The sequence below is a fragment of the Azospirillum oleiclasticum genome, from assembly GCF_013423485.1.
GTDB lineage: Bacteria > Pseudomonadota > Alphaproteobacteria > Azospirillales > Azospirillaceae > Azospirillum > Azospirillum oleiclasticum.
This window is the reverse complement of sequence record NZ_JABFFR010000007.1, coordinates 20,591-35,918: the sequence shown is the minus strand read 5'-3', so window position 1 is coordinate 35,918 and position 15,328 is coordinate 20,591. Positions and strand designations below refer to the sequence as shown.

Annotated in this window: 15 protein-coding genes; 10 read left to right on the top strand and 5 right to left on the bottom strand. The window is 69.8% G+C overall.

Annotated elements, in window-relative coordinates; all coding sequences use genetic code 11:
- Nucleotides 1–39 precede the first annotated feature (39 nt).
- From ubiB to HL658_RS10190, 4 genes are all read right to left on the bottom strand, one after another.
- Nucleotides 40–1,578: a 2-polyprenylphenol 6-hydroxylase gene (ubiB, locus tag HL658_RS10205; protein ID WP_180282154.1), complete on the bottom strand. Its 1,539-nt coding sequence runs from the start codon at nt 1,576–1,578 to the stop codon at nt 40–42.
- A gap of 16 nt (nt 1,579–1,594) precedes the next feature.
- A complete protein-coding gene (locus HL658_RS10200; RefSeq protein ID WP_180282155.1) occupies nt 1,595–2,368 on the bottom strand; it encodes a class I SAM-dependent methyltransferase in 774 nt (257 codons plus the stop codon).
- Nucleotides 2,369–2,483: 115 nt separating this feature from the next.
- The gene (locus tag HL658_RS10195; protein WP_180282156.1) at nt 2,484–3,881 is read right to left on the bottom strand and encodes a PQQ-dependent sugar dehydrogenase; all 1,398 of its coding nucleotides are present in this window, start codon (nt 3,879–3,881) and stop codon (nt 2,484–2,486) included.
- The gene (locus tag HL658_RS10190) at nt 3,878–4,327 is read right to left on the bottom strand and encodes a DUF2231 domain-containing protein (protein WP_343055049.1); all 450 of its coding nucleotides are present in this window, start codon (nt 4,325–4,327) and stop codon (nt 3,878–3,880) included. The genes HL658_RS10195 and HL658_RS10190 overlap by 4 nt, the downstream gene beginning before the upstream one ends.
- A 292-nt stretch (nt 4,328–4,619) precedes the next feature.
- Between HL658_RS10190 and HL658_RS10185 the strand changes: the two genes are divergently transcribed.
- The 9 genes from HL658_RS10185 (at nt 4,620) to HL658_RS10145 (ending at nt 12,396) form a co-directional block, all read left to right on the top strand.
- The gene (locus HL658_RS10185; RefSeq protein ID WP_180282157.1) at nt 4,620–4,970 is read left to right on the top strand and encodes a DUF1428 domain-containing protein; all 351 of its coding nucleotides are present in this window, start codon (nt 4,620–4,622) and stop codon (nt 4,968–4,970) included.
- An 11-nt stretch (nt 4,971–4,981) separates the two neighbouring features.
- Complete coding sequence (locus tag HL658_RS10180) at nt 4,982–5,458, top strand: VOC family protein (protein ID WP_180282158.1); 477 nt, start codon at nt 4,982–4,984, stop codon at nt 5,456–5,458.
- A 70-nt stretch (nt 5,459–5,528) separates the two neighbouring features.
- Nucleotides 5,529–6,371, top strand: a complete 843-nt coding sequence (gene mutM, locus HL658_RS10175; protein WP_180282159.1) for a bifunctional DNA-formamidopyrimidine glycosylase/DNA-(apurinic or apyrimidinic site) lyase — start codon at nt 5,529–5,531, stop codon at nt 6,369–6,371.
- A gap of 15 nt (nt 6,372–6,386) precedes the next feature.
- The gene (locus HL658_RS10170; RefSeq protein WP_180282160.1) at nt 6,387–6,800 is read left to right on the top strand and encodes a hypothetical protein; all 414 of its coding nucleotides are present in this window, start codon (nt 6,387–6,389) and stop codon (nt 6,798–6,800) included.
- 66 nt (nt 6,801–6,866) lie between these two features.
- A complete protein-coding gene (locus HL658_RS10165) occupies nt 6,867–7,643 on the top strand; it encodes an enoyl-CoA hydratase (RefSeq protein ID WP_180282161.1) in 777 nt (258 codons plus the stop codon).
- Nucleotides 7,644–7,756: 113 nt separating this feature from the next.
- Nucleotides 7,757–8,017, top strand: a complete 261-nt coding sequence (gene rpsT, locus HL658_RS10160; RefSeq protein ID WP_180282162.1) for a 30S ribosomal protein S20 — start codon at nt 7,757–7,759, stop codon at nt 8,015–8,017.
- Nucleotides 8,018–8,551: 534 nt separating this feature from the next.
- Entirely contained in the window at nt 8,552–10,024 is a 1,473-nt protein-coding gene (gene dnaA / locus HL658_RS10155) for a chromosomal replication initiator protein DnaA (RefSeq protein WP_180282163.1), read from the top strand.
- A 57-nt stretch (nt 10,025–10,081) separates the two neighbouring features.
- Complete coding sequence (locus HL658_RS10150; protein WP_180282164.1) at nt 10,082–11,251, top strand: hypothetical protein; 1,170 nt, start codon at nt 10,082–10,084, stop codon at nt 11,249–11,251.
- An 8-nt stretch (nt 11,252–11,259) separates the two neighbouring features.
- The gene (locus tag HL658_RS10145) at nt 11,260–12,396 is read left to right on the top strand and encodes a hypothetical protein (protein WP_180282165.1); all 1,137 of its coding nucleotides are present in this window, start codon (nt 11,260–11,262) and stop codon (nt 12,394–12,396) included.
- On the opposite strand, the gene HL658_RS10140 is transcribed toward HL658_RS10145, so the two are convergent.
- On the bottom strand, nt 12,383–13,915 hold the full coding sequence (locus tag HL658_RS10140; RefSeq protein ID WP_180282166.1) for an alkaline phosphatase family protein: 1,533 nt from the start codon (nt 13,913–13,915) through the stop codon (nt 12,383–12,385). The genes HL658_RS10145 and HL658_RS10140 overlap by 14 nt on opposite strands.
- Nucleotides 13,916–14,085: 170 nt before the next feature.
- Here HL658_RS10140 and HL658_RS10135 point away from each other — a divergent pair, with 170 nt between their 5' ends.
- On the top strand, nt 14,086–15,255 hold the full coding sequence (locus HL658_RS10135) for an extracellular solute-binding protein (RefSeq protein WP_180282167.1): 1,170 nt from the start codon (nt 14,086–14,088) through the stop codon (nt 15,253–15,255).
- The last annotated feature ends 73 nt before the right edge of the window (nt 15,256–15,328 follow it).

Below are 15,328 nucleotides of genomic sequence, written 5' to 3'. Positions count from 1 at the left end.
GCTTCAAGGAGGCGCGACCGGACGCCGCGCCCCCGTTCCCTAAAGGCCGCGGACCACCAGCAGGACCAGCATCGCCGCGATGACCCACAGCGCGTAGACCATCGGCTTGCGGCTGCGGATCCATTGGTCCATCACCGCGCGGGCGGAGGTCGGGTGGATGCGGATGCCGCCGTCGGCGATCTGCAGCGCCACCCGCTCGGCGTCGCGGATCAGCGCCGGCAGGCGGCGCAGCGTGCGGCCGACGGCCTCCAGGTCGTCGAGGACCAGCGCCTCCGGCCCTCGGTTCTCGCGCATCCATTCCTCGATCAGCGGGCGCGCCAGCTCCCACATGTTGAGGTTGGGGTTGAGCGCGCGCCCGACCCCCTCCGCCGTCAGCATGCTCTTCTGGAGCAGCAGGAGCTGCGGCTGCGTCTCCATCTCGAACTGCTCGGTGACGGAGAAGAGCTGGGCCAGCAGCCGGCCCACCGAGATCTCGTTCAGCGGCTTGTTCTGCAACGGCTCGCCGATGGCGCGGCAGGCTTGGGTGAACATTTCGATGGACTGGTGCGGCGGCACGTAGCCCGCCTCGAAATGCACCAGCGCCACCCGTCGGTAATCGCCGGTCAGGAAGCCGATCAGCATGTCGGCGAGGTAGTAGCGGGTGGCCCGGTCCAGCCGGCCCATGATGCCGAAATCGACGACGGAGATGTTGCCGTCCTCGTTGACGAACAGATTGCCGGGGTGCAGATCGGCGTGGAAGAAGCCGTCGCGGAAGACCTGGTTGAAGAAGCTGGCGGACGCCTTGGCGAGAATGTCGTCGGGGTTGAAGCCGGCGGCGACGATCTTCGGCACCTCGTCCACCTTGACGCCACGGATGCGCTCCAGCGTCAGCACGCTCTTGGCGGTGCGGTTCCAGTCCACCCGCGGCACGTTGAAGGTGTCGTCGCCCTCGAAATTCTTGGCCAGCTCCGAGGCGGCGGACGCCTCCATCCGCAGATCCATCTCCAGACGCGAGGTGCGGGCGAAGGTCTCCACCACCTCGCGCGGTTTCAGCCGCCGCATCCCCGGCACCAGCCGTTCGGCCCAATAGGCCAGCCACTGGAACAGCGCGATGTCGCGCTCGAACTTGTGCTGGATGCCCGGCCGCAGGACCTTGACCGCCACCTCCTCGCCGTCGCCGGTCACGGCGAAATGCACCTGGGCGATGGAGGCGGCGGCGACCGGCACCACCTCGAAGCGGCGGAACAGCTCGCCCAGCGGACGGCCCAGCGCCTCCTCCACGATGCGGCGGGCGTCGGCGCCGGGGAAGGGGGGCAGCTTGTCCTGAAGCTCGGCGAGGTCGGCGGCCATCCGCTCGCCGATCAGGTCGGAGCGGGTGGACAGGAGCTGGCCCAGCTTGATGAAGGTCGGTCCCAGCTCGGCCAGCGCGCGCGCCAGCCGCTGTCCGTCGCGCCCCGGCACGTTGCGGCCGGCGACCCAGCCCCAGACCAGCGCGATGCCGGGCGCCACCATGGGCAGCGAGCGCGGCAGCGCGTCGTGTCGGGCCAGCGTGCGGGCGATGCCGGCCAGCCGGACGAGGTTGCGGACGGTGCGGATCACGACGCTGTCCCCGCGCTCAGACGCGCCAGCCGGAATGGATGGCGGCGATGCCGCCGGACAGGTTGCGCACCCGCACCGAAGCGAAGCCGGCCGCCTCGATCCGCTTCACCAGCGCGCCCTGGTCGGGGAAGCGGCGGATGCTCTCCACCAGATAGCGGTAGGAGTCCTCGTCCTTGGCGATCATGCGGCCCAGCCGCGGCAGCACCTGGAAGGAGTAGAGGTCGTACGCCTCGCGCAGGACCGGCAGCACCACCCGGCTGAACTCCAGGCAGAAGAAGCGCCCGCCCGGCTTCAGCACGCGCCGCGCCTCGGCCAGCGCGGCGTCGATCCGCGTCACGTTGCGCAGCCCGAAGGCGATGGTGTAGGCGTCCACCGAGCGGCTGGCGACGGGCAGCGACTCGGCGTTGCCGACCACCCAGTCCACGCCATCGAGGATGCCGCGGTCGACCGCCCGGTCGCGCCCCACCCGCACCATCGATTCGGTCAGGTCGCACACCACGGCCCGGCCGCCGCCGGCCTGGAGGAAGCGGAAGGCGACGTCGCCGGTGCCGCCGGCCACGTCGAGCAGCGCCATGCCCGGCTTCGGGGCGACCTGGGCGATCAGGCTGTCCTTCCACAGACGGTGGATGCCGCCCGACATCAGGTCGTTCATCAGGTCGTAGCGCCCGGCCACGCTGTCGAACACGGCGCGGACGAGCGCGGCCTTCGCCTCCGGGTCCACAGGGCGGAAGCCGAACCAGTTGGATTCGGATCCGGGCGGCGGGGGCGGGGGAGTCTTGGCGTCGGTCATGGCGGCGCACCATAGCGCGGGTGCGGCGGGCGCGCCAGCCGGGCCGAACGCCACGGGACCTCCGTGGCGTCCGGCATCGCCGCACACGCCCGCCATCGCGCGGCGCGGGGGCGGGTCAGTTCGCCGGCGAGGCCGGGGCGCGGTCGCCGTTGGACTGGGCACCGTTCGGCTGGATGGCGTCCGGCTGGGCGGGCGCCTCCGCGGTGGGTGTCTGGTCCGGGGCCGCGACGCGCCAGATCGTGTTCGACAGGTCGTCGGCGACGATCAGCGCACCGCGCGGATCGACGGTGACGCCGACCGGGCGGCCATAGGTCTTGCCGTCCTCACCCATGAAGCCGGTGACCACCTCGACCGGCGGACCGGCGGGGGCGCCGTCGCGGAAGGGGACGAAGATCACCTTGTAACCGCTGGGGACGCTGCGGTTCCAACTGCCGTGCTCGCCGACGAACACGCCATCGGCGAAGCGCTCGCCCATCGCCGGGCTGGAGAAGGCCACCCCGAGGGCCGCGACGTGCGATCCCAGGCTGTAGTCGGGCACCACCGCCGATGCCACCTTCTGCGGATCCTGCGGCTGGACGCGCGGGTCCACGTTCTGCCCCCAATAGCTGTAGGGCCACCCATAGAAGGCGCCCTCGCGCACGGAGGTGAGGTAGTCGGGAACCAGATTGGGGCCGAGCTCGTCGCGCTCGTTCACCACCGCCCACAGGGTGCCGGTTCCGGGCTGGACGGCCAGCGCGGTGGGGTTTCGCAGACCGGTGGCGTAGGGGCGGTGCGCGCCGGTCTGGGCGTCGATCTGCCACACCATGGCGCGGTCGAGCTCGGCCGGCATGCCGCGCTCCGTGATGTTGCTGTTGGAGCCGATGCCGACGTAGAGGAAACGCCCGTCCGCGCTGGCGGTCAGGGCTTTGGTCCAGTGGTGGTTGATGTAGGCGGGCAGGTCGGTGACCTTGGCCGGCGGCCCCTCGGCCTGGGTCTGCCCCTCGCGGTAGGGGAAGCGCACCAGCGCGTCCTGGTTGGCGACGTAGAGCTGGTCGCCGATGAGGGCCAGGCCGTAGGGCGCGTTGAGGTTGTCGGCGAAGACCGTGCGCAGCTCGTAGGCGCCATCGCCGTCGGCGTCCCGCAGCAGGGTCAGTCGGTTGCCGCTCTTCACCGACGTGGTACCCTTGGCCTTGATGACGCCGGCGATGATGTCCTTCGGCCGCAGCGCGGGGGCACCGCCGCCCCGCCCCTCGGCCACCAGGATGTCGCCGTTGGGCAGCACGAGGGTCTGGCGCGGGATGCCGAGATCGGTGGCGATGGCGGTGACCTCGTACCCCTCCGGCACGGACGGCCGCCGGTCGCCCCAGGAGGCGGGCTCGGCGATCTTCATGCTGGGGAGCAGGCCATGCTCTTGCTCGGGCAGTTGCGGGTTGGCGCCGTACTCCACCGGCGCCGGATCGCCCCCGTCGCAGGCGGCGAGCAGGGCGACGAGTGCGACGAGGGGGGCGGCGGCCGGCAGGCTGATGCGGGTCATGACACCCCTCCCATGCGCAGGCTGGAGAAGCCGAGCCAAGTCGCGACGAGGGCGGTCACGGAGACGACCGCCGACAGGACGAGCCCCTCCGGCATGGCCCCCCAGGCGTCGCGCGCGTGGACGAAGGAGTTGACCAGCCCCAGCGCGAAGGTGACGATCAGAAGGGCGAAGCAGGCGACGGCCCGCGCCCGGCGGCGTCCGGCTCGGAACAGGTCGATGAAGGCCCACAGCAGCGCGAAGCCGGTGAAGACCATGCCGCCCGCGATCAGCCAGGAGGCGAAGTTGGTCCACTGGATCTGGTAGGTCATGCTGTAGGCGATGTCGGCGATCAGACCGCCCAGGAACAGCGGAACGGTGGCGGCCAGAAGCACGGCGTGCACGGGATGGATCGCCGTTGCCGGTCTGTGGTCGTAGCGATCCACTCGGTGATCGTAGGTAACTGCCACGGCGTCGTCTCCTTGCCCCGCGGGACCATGCGCCGGTGCGCCGCCCCGGCGAGAGCCCGATTGCCAAACCCAGCGGAACCGGCGCGTTGGGACGCGCGCGGACCACAGTGTCCTTAATGCGGGTGCGGGATGTTGGTTCCGGCCGATACCGGGCTTTGCACGGATGGGACAGGCCCGGGTGCCCCCGGTTGACAGGGTTCCATCACGTTGATATCAACGTTATTGCCACTGGGCGATCCGTTCCGGCCGGCGTTCCGGCGGGATGCGTCCGTGATCAGAGGAGGAAACGACCATGAGCTATGTCGAAGGCTTCGTCGTGGCGGTGCCCAAGGCGAACAAGGAGGTCTACCGTGCCTTCGCCCTGAAGGCCGTGCCCCTGTTCAAGGAGATCGGCGTCACGCGTTTCGTCGAATGCTGGGAGGACGACGTGCCCGACGGGAAGGTCACCGACTTCCGTCGGGCAGTGCAGGCCAAGGAGGATGAGGCCGTGGTGTTCGCCTGGCTCGAGTACCCCTCCAAGGAGGTGCGCGACGCCGCCAACGCGATCATGCGCAGCGACCCCCGCTTCCACCCGGCCGCCGACATGCCGTTCGACGGCAAGCGCATGATCTTCGGCGGCTTCGCGCCGATCCTCGACGTCTGAGGAGCGGCACCGTGACCAAAGTGACCCAGGTCCTGTGGTTCGAGAAGGACATGGAGGCGGCCATCCGCCTCTACACCTCCCTCATCCCCGGCTCGTCGGTGCTGAGCACGACCGCGTTGCCGGCGGAGTCCCCGTCCGGGCCCGCGGACAGCGTGACGATCACCGGCTTCACGATCGGCGACCAGCGCTACATGGCCTTCCAGGCCGGCACGCGCGACGCGTTCAACCACCGCTTCTCCATTATGGTGGAGTGCGACGACCAGGCAGAGGTCGACCGGCTGTGGGACGCGCTGCTCGACGGCGGTGAGCCGCAGCAGTGCGGCTGGCTGCGCGACCGCTGGGGCCTGTGCTGGCAGATCGTGCCGAAACGGCTCGGCGAACTGATCAGTGATCCCGACCGCGCCAAGGCCGCGCGCGTCGCCGAGGCGATGATGGCCATGGTGAAGATCGACCTGGCCGGCCTGGAAGCGGCCGCCCGCGGGACGTGACCGGAGGGGGCGGGGGTGGGCATGCAGCCACCCCTTGCCTTCCGCCCGCAAACCGGTCACCACTCGGCCCATGCCCGAGCTTCCCGAGGTCGAGACCGTCTGTCGTGGTTTGGCGCCGCATCTGGAGGGGCGCGTGCTGGTGCGCGTGCTCCAGCGCCGGCCGAACCTGCGCTTTCCCTTCCCGCCGCGCTTCTGCGAGCGGCTGACCGGCCGGCGCGTGGAGGCGGTGCGGCGGCGGGCCAAATACATCCTGCTGCATCTGGACGACGGGGGCGTGCTGATCGCGCATCTCGGCATGTCCGGGCGCATGGTGATCCTCGACCGCCCGCCCGAGTCGTTCGGCGCGCACGACCATGTGGTGTTCGAGACGGACGCCGGGTCCACCGTGCTGTTCAACGACGCCCGCCGATTCGGGGTGATGGACCTCACGACGGCTGAGGCGCTGGCCGACCATCCCCTGATCCGCAGCCTGGGGCCGGAGCCGCTGGGCAACGCATTCTCCGGCCCCGTCCTGGCGGAGCGGTTGGCCGGGCGGATGTCGCCCATCAAGGCGGCGCTGCTCGACCAGACAGTGGTGGCCGGGCTCGGCAACATCTATGTGGCCGAGGCGCTGTTCCAGTCCCGGCTCAGCCCGCGGCGGATCGCCGCCACCGTGTCGGGGGCACGGGCCGAGCGGCTCGCCACCGCCATCCGCGAGGTGCTGGGCCGCGCCATCGCCGCCGGCGGCTCCACCCTGCGCGACTACGTCCAGGCGTCGGGCGAACTCGGCTATTTCCAGCACCAGTTCGCCGTCTACGACCGCGAGGGGCTGGCCTGCCCCGGCTGCGACTGCGATGTGTTGCGGACGGGCGGCATCCGGCGCATCGTTCAATCCGGTCGCTCGACTTTCTATTGTCCGCAGCGGCAACGGTGATGTAACCAGGGGCGTATGACGGCACCTCAAGTCACGGCGCGGGCGGTCTTCGCGCGGGCGGCGACCACCGCCATTCTCCTGGCCGGCCTCGCGGGAGCGGGCGGCACCGGGAGCGGCGTTCCGACCGCGGCGGCGGCCGAGTTCGTGCGCGGCCTCGGCGACGTGCCGGCCATGCCCGGCCTGGCACCGGTCGATGGCGGCGATCTCGTCTTCGACAAGCCGGGCGGGCGCATCGCCGAGACGGTGATGAGCGGTCGCGTCGGCCGCGCCGACGTGCTGTCCTTCTACGCCACCTCCATGCCCCAGCTCGGCTGGGAGCGCCTGTCCGGCGACCGTTACCGGCGCGAGGGCGAGGAACTCCGTCTGGAGTTCGTCGCACCGCAGCCGGCGGGCCTGACCACCGTCCGCTTCGTGCTCACGCCCCGCTAAAACCAAACAAGGGCCGCAGGGGAGGGGGACCCCCCGGCGCGCCGAACCCGGGAGAGTGCTGGAACCATGCCGTACGAAACCATCATCGTCGAACACCGCGGCCCCGTCGCCCTGATCACGCTGAACCGCCCGAAGGCGCTGAACGCGCTGTCGGACCAGCTCGTGACCGACCTGGGGAACGCCGTCGACGCGGCGGAGGCCGACGACAACGTCGGGGCCATCGTCATCACCGGTTCGGAGAAGGCCTTCGCCGCCGGCGCCGACATCAAGGAGATGGCCGGCTTCTCCTACATGGACGTCTACAAGGCCAACTTCATCACCGCCAAGTGGGAGCGGGTCGCCAAGTGCCGCAAGCCGGTGATCGCCGCGGTGGCCGGCTACGCGCTGGGCGGCGGCTGCGAGCTGGCGATGATGTGCGACTTCATCCTGGCCGGCGACAACGCCAAGTTCGGCCAGCCGGAGATCACCATCGGCACCATCCCCGGCGCCGGCGGCACCCAGCGCCTGACCCGCTTCGTCGGCAAGTCCAAGGCCATGGAGATGTGCCTGACCGGCCGCAACATGGACGCGGCCGAGGCCGAGCGCGCCGGGCTGGTCAGCCGCATCGTGCCGGTGGCCGAGCTGGTGGACGAGGCGGTGAAGGTGGCCGAGCGCATCGCCAAGCTGTCGCGCCCGATCGTCATGATGGCGAAGGAGTCGGTCAACAAGGCCTATGAGACCACCCTGACCGAGGGCGTGACCTTCGAGCGGCGGCTGTTCCACTCCACCTTCGCCACCGAAGACCAGAAGGAAGGGATGGCCGCCTTCGCCGAGAAGCGTCAGCCCGACTGGAAGAATCGCTGATCCAACGGGCAGGATCGGAAAAGCGGGCGCGGCCATATTGACTCGCCTTCGGGGGGAGCGTATAAGGCTCGCTCGCATTTGGGACTAGGTGTCGTCCGGAGTAGGTTCCTTCTATGGCCAATCACAAGTCTGCTGAAAAGCGTATCCGTCAAACCGAGCGGCGCACCGAAGTCAACCGCGCGCGTGTCAGCCGTATCCGTACCTTCGTGAAGAAGGTGGAACTGGCCATCGCGTCCGGCAACAAGGACGCCGCCGCCGAGGCCTTCAAGGCGGCGCAGCCCGAGATCATGCGCGGCGCCACCAAGGGCGTGTTGCACCGCAACACGGTGGCCCGCAAGCTCTCGCGTCTGTCGGCTCGAATCAAGTCGCTCTGACGTCAGTCGTCCTCAAGAAGCCGCGCTTCTCTGGAGCGCGGCTTTTTGCGTTGCCGCAGTAACGGGAAATTGTGCGCTGTGTTTATCTCGAAGGACTCATAGCTTTCGGGGTGATGCGACAAAGCGACAGCCCGGCATTTTCCCCCGTTCGCCTTCTGTGCCCGTTGCGGGGGTGTGCCCGCGGGATTAGACTTGTCCACAAGCATAGAGGCGTTGCGTGCATAAGGAAATGCAAGCAGCGCTGGCAAGTGACGGTGAGGCTGTTCCGGTGCTGCGTAGATATAAGCACGTGTAATACGCCTCCCGGCAAAACGTTCTATTTGTTGAAAACTCAAAGAATGACGGTGGAAACAGGTTTTTCGCCGACAGTGCAATGTTGTCACCGACAAGGCGCAGCGGAGTCGGGGGGCGTTGCTTGGAGTTTGGTTGGACCAGGGCGGCCATGGCCGCCTTGCGGCCGGGACGGTCGCGGGTCGCCGCCTCCAAGCGCTCGCCCCGTCCGCGCGCGGTGACGGACAGCGGGAGTGGGCCGGAATGACGGTGGGCGGAGCGTTGGACCAGCAATGGACCCGGATTCGGGGACGGCTCAAGGACGAGGTCGGCGAGACCGCGTTCAAGAGCTGGCTGCAGCCCATCGCCCTCGCCGGCATCGAGGAAGGCGAGGTGCGCATCGTCGTGCCGACGCGCTGGATGCGCGACTGGGTGATGCAGCATTACGCCGACCGCATCCGGATCCTGTGGACGGGGGAGAATCCCAACGTCCATTCCATCGATGTCCTGGTGGCCTCCACCGGTCCGGCCCCCACATCACTGCCGGCTCCGGTCGGAGCCGGGGCGCCGCCGGTCCGGACGCCTGAACCCGTGGCGGCCGTCCAGGCCCGGACCGCCCCCGTCTACGCCGCGCCGGTCTACGCCGCGCCGGCCATGGGGGCCTCGGACGAATCGCCGACCGCCGACAGCGGGGTGCTGGAGGTGCGGGACGATTTCTCCGCCCCGCTCGACCCGCGCTTCACCTTCGAGAACTTCATCGTCGGCAAGCCGAACGAACTGGCGCACGCCGCCGCCCGGCGCGTGGCCGACGCCACCTCGGTCACCTTCAACCCGCTGTTCCTCTATGGCGGGGTGGGGCTGGGCAAGACCCACCTGATGCACGCCATCGCTTGGCAGATCCGGCGCAACGACCCCAACCGCAAGGTCATCTACCTCAGCGCCGAAAAGTTCATGTACCAGTTCATCCGCGCGCTGCGCTTCAAGGACACCATGGCCTTCAAGCAGCAGTTCCGCTCGGTGGATGTGCTGATGATCGACGACGTGCAGTTCATCAGCGGCAAGGACTCCACACAGGAGGAGTTCTTCCACACCTTCAACGCGCTGGTGGACCAGAACCGGCAGGTGATCATCTCCGCCGACAAGAGCCCGTCGGACCTTGAGGGCATGGAGGAGCGGCTGCGCTCGCGCCTCGGCTGGGGCCTCGTCGCCGACATCCACCCCACCACCTACGAGCTGCGACTCGGCATCCTGGAGGCCAAGGCCGACGTGCTGGGGGTGAAGATCCCGCAGAAGGTGCTGGAGTTCCTGGCCCACAAGATCACCTCGAACGTGCGCGAGCTGGAAGGGGCGCTGAACCGCATCGTCGCCCATTCCGAGCTGGTCGGCCGCGCCATCACGCTTGAGGCGACCCAGGAGGTGCTGCACGACCTGCTGCGCGCCAACGACCGCCGCGTCACCATCGACGAGATCCAGAAGCGCGTCGCGGAACACTTCAACATCCGCGTCGCCGACATGCACTCCGCCCGCCGCGCCCGCGCCGTGGCCCGGCCGCGGCAGGTCGCCATGTACCTCGCCAAGCAGCTCACCGCCCGCTCCCTGCCGGAAATCGGCCGCAAGTTCGGCGGGCGCGACCACACCACGGTGATGCACGCCGTCCGCAAGGTGGAGGAGCTGCGTGCCACCGACCCCGCCTTCGCGGAGGATGTGGAGCTGTTGAAGCGGATGCTGGAGAGTTGAGCCGCAAATAATTTGCACACCTATTGATTATCGGAGCCGGCCGCACATGATGGCGCGATGCCACCGGTCGCGCTCCTCCTCAGCCTGATCACCGTCCTGCCGTCCCTGCCTGTCGCCCTGAACAGCGGCGGCGTGCCGGGTGCCGTGCTCTACGCCGCCCTGGTGCCGGCGTCCTTAGCGACGCTGGCGATCGTCGAAGGGATACCGGAACTGGCGGAGCGGGTCCGGCGGTTCGAGCGGGCGATCGTCGCGTTGGCGATCCTGGCCCTCGTGGCCGCCTTCGCTGTGCGCTACCCGATGTCGCAGGCGGGACTGCTGGGGCTGGGCACGGATCGGGACGAGGCGCTGGATCTCGGCGTTGGACTGATTCTCGAGGGCCGTTTCCCCTATCACGCGCGGACCTACATGGGGGTGCCGCTGACACCGCTGCCGGGCGCCCTGCTGTTGGCCTCGCCCTTCCATCTGATGGGGGCGGCGGCGTGGCAGAATCTGTTGTGGATGCCCGTCGGGCTGATCCTGCTTGTCGACGCCGCGCGCGGGCTGCGCGTGCGGGTGCCGCTGGCGGTTGTCGCCCTGTTCGGCAACCTGACGGTGCTCCAGGACCACATGCACGGCGGCGACCTGGGGGTGAACAGCGTCTATGCCGCCGCGGCCCTGTGGCTGGTGCACCGTGCAGGGTCGGCCGAGGCGCCGCGGCCTTGGATTCTGGTATCGACCGCGGCGGTGCTGGCGGTCGCCGTGGTGTCGCGACCGGTCTTCGCGGTGGTGGCGATCGCCGGGGCCGCTTTCGTGGTCGGGCGGCAGGGGCCGCGGGCCGGGGCTGTCTTCGCCGCCGTGCTGGCGGCGGTCGCCGCGGCGCTGCTGCTGCCTTTCCTTCTGTATGATCCGGCGGCGGTCCTGCCGCGGCATCTGCTGTCGAAGCTGCCGCCGGGCTGGCTCGGGCCAGCCTTCGCCATGGCCGCTGCCGGGCTGCTGGTGGCAGCACTCCCCGCCCTCCGCCCGGTGACGGGGATTCCGGCACTCTACGGCACGGTGGCGGCCGGGCTCGGGGTGATGCTGGCGGTGCCGGTCGGGGTCGGCTGGCTTGGCTGGGCACGGACGGTCGAATACGCGGCCCCCGCCTGCCAATTCGCGGCGCTGGCCCTGCTCCCCTCCTGCCGGGTCACGGAGAACCCGTTGAAGGCGATGTCGATCCGCGCCATGGTGACGGCATGCCGCCGCCGGTGATCCTCCTCATGGCCATCCTCGTGGTGGTTCCGTCCATCCCCTTTGCCTACAAGTTCGGCGGGGGTGTGCCCGGGCTGGTGCTCTACGGACTGCTGGCGTTCGGTGGTTACGCCCTGCTCTGGCGGATCGAGACCGACGCGGGGTGGGCGGCGCTGGCGCGGCGGCGCGAGTGGTTGCTGCTCGGTGCCGCGGTGCTGTTCATCCTGCTCTCCTTCGCGATCCTCTACCCGCTGGCGCAGTCCGGCCAGTTCGGGGCGGGCAGTGACCGTGACGACGCGCTGGCCGTCGGTGTGAAGCGGCTGCTGGCGGGGGAATTCCCCTATTACGGCGTCACCTATTTCGGCACGCCCCTGTCGCCGATGCCGGGGGCGCTGGTGCTCGCCATTCCGTTCCATCTGCTGGGGTCGGTGGCGTTGCAGAATCCGGTGTGGTTCACCGTCGGCCTGCTGCTGGGCATGGATTCGGGCTTGGATTTGCGCACCCGTGTGCTGTTCGCCGCCGCCCCGCTGATCGGCAGCGTGGCCACCATGCAGGATCTGGTGACGGGCGGCGATTTCGTCGCCGCGACTGTCTATGTCGCCGCCGGACTGTGGCTGGTGCACCGGGCGGCGGCGGGGGTGGAGCCGCCGCGGCCCTGGCCGCTCGCCCTGGCGGCCGCCTTCCTTGGAGTCGCCGTGCTGTCGAGGCCGGTCTTCGGCACGGCGGGGATCGTCGCCGGCGCCTTCATCCTGCAACGGCACGGGCTGCGCTCCGCCCTGGTCTACGCCGCCGGTGGGCTGACGACGCTGACCGCGCTGACCGTGCCCTTCCTCCTCTACGACGCGGCGGCTTTCTTTCCGCAGCATCTGGCGCGGCTGCTGCCGCCGGAGCTCGGCCTGCTGAACCATCTGCTGATCGCCGCGGGTTTCGTGGTGGCCGGTTGGCCGCTGCTGCGACCGGTCCGCACCGTCCAGGGGCTCTACGCCGTCATGGCGGCCAGCCTCTCCCTCATGCTCGTCATTCCCGTACTGGTCCGGACCTTCACGTTCGACCACTACATGATCGGCTATGTGAACGCGCCGGGCTTCTTCACCATTCTGGCGCTGCTGCCGTCACTGCGGCGCATGGCGGACGCCGCCGCCGGGGCAGCCGCTATGACCCGGTGATCATCCCACCCTCGCCAAGACGGATGTGGGTGAGGGTCCGCTCCTCGTTCTCCAGCCGCCAGGACAGCAGGGCCTGGGCGTGGTCGCGCATCAGGGCGGCGGTGCCGAGACCATCGCGCAGGGGGCGCAGCTCCCGCGGGTCCTCGGCGAGGTCGTAGAGCAGGGCGGGCAGGGCTGGGAAGTGCACGTATTTGTAGCGCTCGCCGCGCAGCACCGTCAGCGAGCACTGCTCCGGCCTCAGCCCCAGCGCCGTTTCCGGCGCGCCCCCCGCCACGTCGCGGAAATCGAAGGCGAAGACGGCGTGGCGGCGCCAGTCCGCCGGCGTCTCCCCCGTCAGCCATGGCCGCAGGCTGCGCCCGTCGCACTGGCGCGGCGGGGTGAGGCCAACCGTGTCGAGGATGGTGGGCATGAGGTCCACATGCTCGGTGAAGCCCTCCACCACCCGTCCCGCCACACCGCTCGCCTGAACGCCCGGTGCGCGGACGATGAGCGGCACGTGGAAGCAGGAGTCGAACCAGCCCTCCTTGCCGAACATCCAATGGTCGCCCATCAGCTCGCCATGGTCGGCGGTGACGATCACCAGCGTGTTCTCCGCCTCGCCGCTTCGCTCCAGCCAGTCGAGCAGCCGGCCGATGTGGTGGTCGACCTCGGCGATCAGCCCGTAATAGGTGGCCTGCACCCGCGCCAGCGCCGCCGGGTCCAGCGCCCGCGGGTCGAGCGGCCGGTCCTCCAACCAGTGGCCGGGGTCGGTGGGGAAGCTGCCGAGTCGCCAGCCCAACCAGGGATGCACGGCGCCCTCCACCTCCGGCTCCGACGCGCGGGCGGGCGGCGGGCAGTCGGCGGGATCGACGACGGCGTGCCAGGGGGCGGGGGCGATCCAGGGCGGGTGCGGGCGGACGTAGCTGACATGGGCGAACCAGGGCTTCCCGCCCCGCCCCTCCAGCCACGCCAGCGCGCGGTCGGTGAGGAAGGCGGTGTCGCTGTCCGCCGCCGCGTAGACGGCGGGGCCATGGGGGGTGTCGCCCGGCGCCGACCAGATGCCCTTGACCGGGTGCGGCACCGCATGGCCGCGGGCGCGCAGGTGCTCGCCCCAGGGTTCCAGCGATTCGGTCATCAGGCAGACCGGGTCGAAGCCGGGGCACACCCCCTCGTAGGTGGACAGCGCCGGGTCCAGCGGCGCCAGCCCGCGCGGGTCGGCGCTGGTGTCGGTGTAGCCGAACAGGGCCGGGGCATGGCCGGCGCGCCGCGCCTCCAGCGCCAGGGTGGTGAAGCGGCGGTCGAGCGGCGTGCCGTTACGGATGGAGCGGTGGTTGTGCGGGTACATCCCGGTCAGCAGGCTGGCGCGCGACGGGCCGCAGGGGCTGGCGTTGGAGAAATGGCGGGCGAATCGAACACCGGCCGCCGCCAGCCGGTCGAGGTTTGGGGTGCGCACCGCCGGATGCCCGGCGGCGGACAGGGCGTCGCCCCGCCATTGGTCGGCGGTGATGAACAGCACGTTGCGCGTTTGGCGATCGGTCATCCTCGCACGCTCCCTCGTGGTTCGCATCGGCGCCCTAGGAAAGAGTGCCGCCATGACAGTAGTATGAAGTTTGCCAGGGCGGAGGCGACCGCGAATTGCCGGGCCGGGGCGGTTTGGGCATAGTCGGCGCGCCGGGAAAACCGGCGGTGGATCAGGGAGAATCGGGAACCATGACGACGTCATCCGGACGCAACGACAGCGCGGCCACGCTGGCCGCGGCCAAGGCCTTCACCCGGCGCACCCTGTTGCGCTCCGCCGCCGCGGTGGGCGCGGTCGCCGCCACCGGCCCGTTCATCCTGCGCGAGGGGCGTGCGGCCAGCGGCACCGTGAAGGTGTTCTCCTGGTCCGGCTATATCAGCCCGGAGATGCTGGCCGATTTCGAGAAGGTTACCGGCATCAAGGCGGTGCTCACCGAGTACGGCACCAACGACGAGCTGCTGAACCAGCTCAAGGCCGCCGGCGGCTCCGGCTTCGACATCATCCACCCCACGGTGGACCGGGTTCCCAACTACGTCGAGTTCGAGCTGGTGCAGCCGATCGACGAGTCGAAGGTGAAGTGGGACGGCTGCCTGAAGTCGGCCTATGACGGCTCGGCCGCCATGGGCGGCGTGGTCGGCGGCAAGCGCTACTTCGCCCCGGCCGACTGGGGCACCGAGGCGCTGGCCTTCGACCGCAACCGCGCGCCGCTCGCCTACGGCACCGCCAGCTACGGCGATTTCTGGAAGCCGGAGTTCCAGGGCAAGGTCACGCTGCGCGGCCATTCCGGCCTGATCGGCATCGGCCTGTGGCTGGACAGCCAGGGCAAGCTGCCGCACCCCATCCGCGAGCAGTTCGCCGACGAGGCGAAGGCCCGCGCCAATTTCGAGGCGATCGTGAAGGTCGCGGTGGCCGGCAAGAAGAACATCGGCCAGTTCTGGAGCAACGAGAACGAGGCGCAGGGTGCCTTCCGCACCAACGGCTGCGTCATCGGCCAGACCTGGGATTCGAGCGCCGTGGCGCTGCGCAAGGAGAAGCTGCCCATCGGCTACATCGCGCCGAAGGAAGGCGCGCTCGCCTGGATGGAGGGCTTCGCCATCCCCAAGGGCGCGCAGAACCTGGAGCAGGCCTACGCCTGGATCAACTGGTTCTACACGCCGCAGGCCGGCGCCATGTACTCCAACAGCACCGGCATCAACTCCACCTCGGTGGGCGCCGAGCAGTATCTGTCGGACCTCAACAAGGTCTTCTTCGCCGAGGCCTATCCGGGCGACGCGCTGCAGAAGCTGTGGTGGTGGCCGATCCAGCCGAGCTGGTACGTCTCCATCCGCAACGAGTACCAGGACCGCTTCCTGGCGGCGTAAGGTTCCGCCGGCACGATCCTGCACCCGGCCCCCACCCGACCCTCCCCCAACTGCGACGGGGGAGGGCTACCTT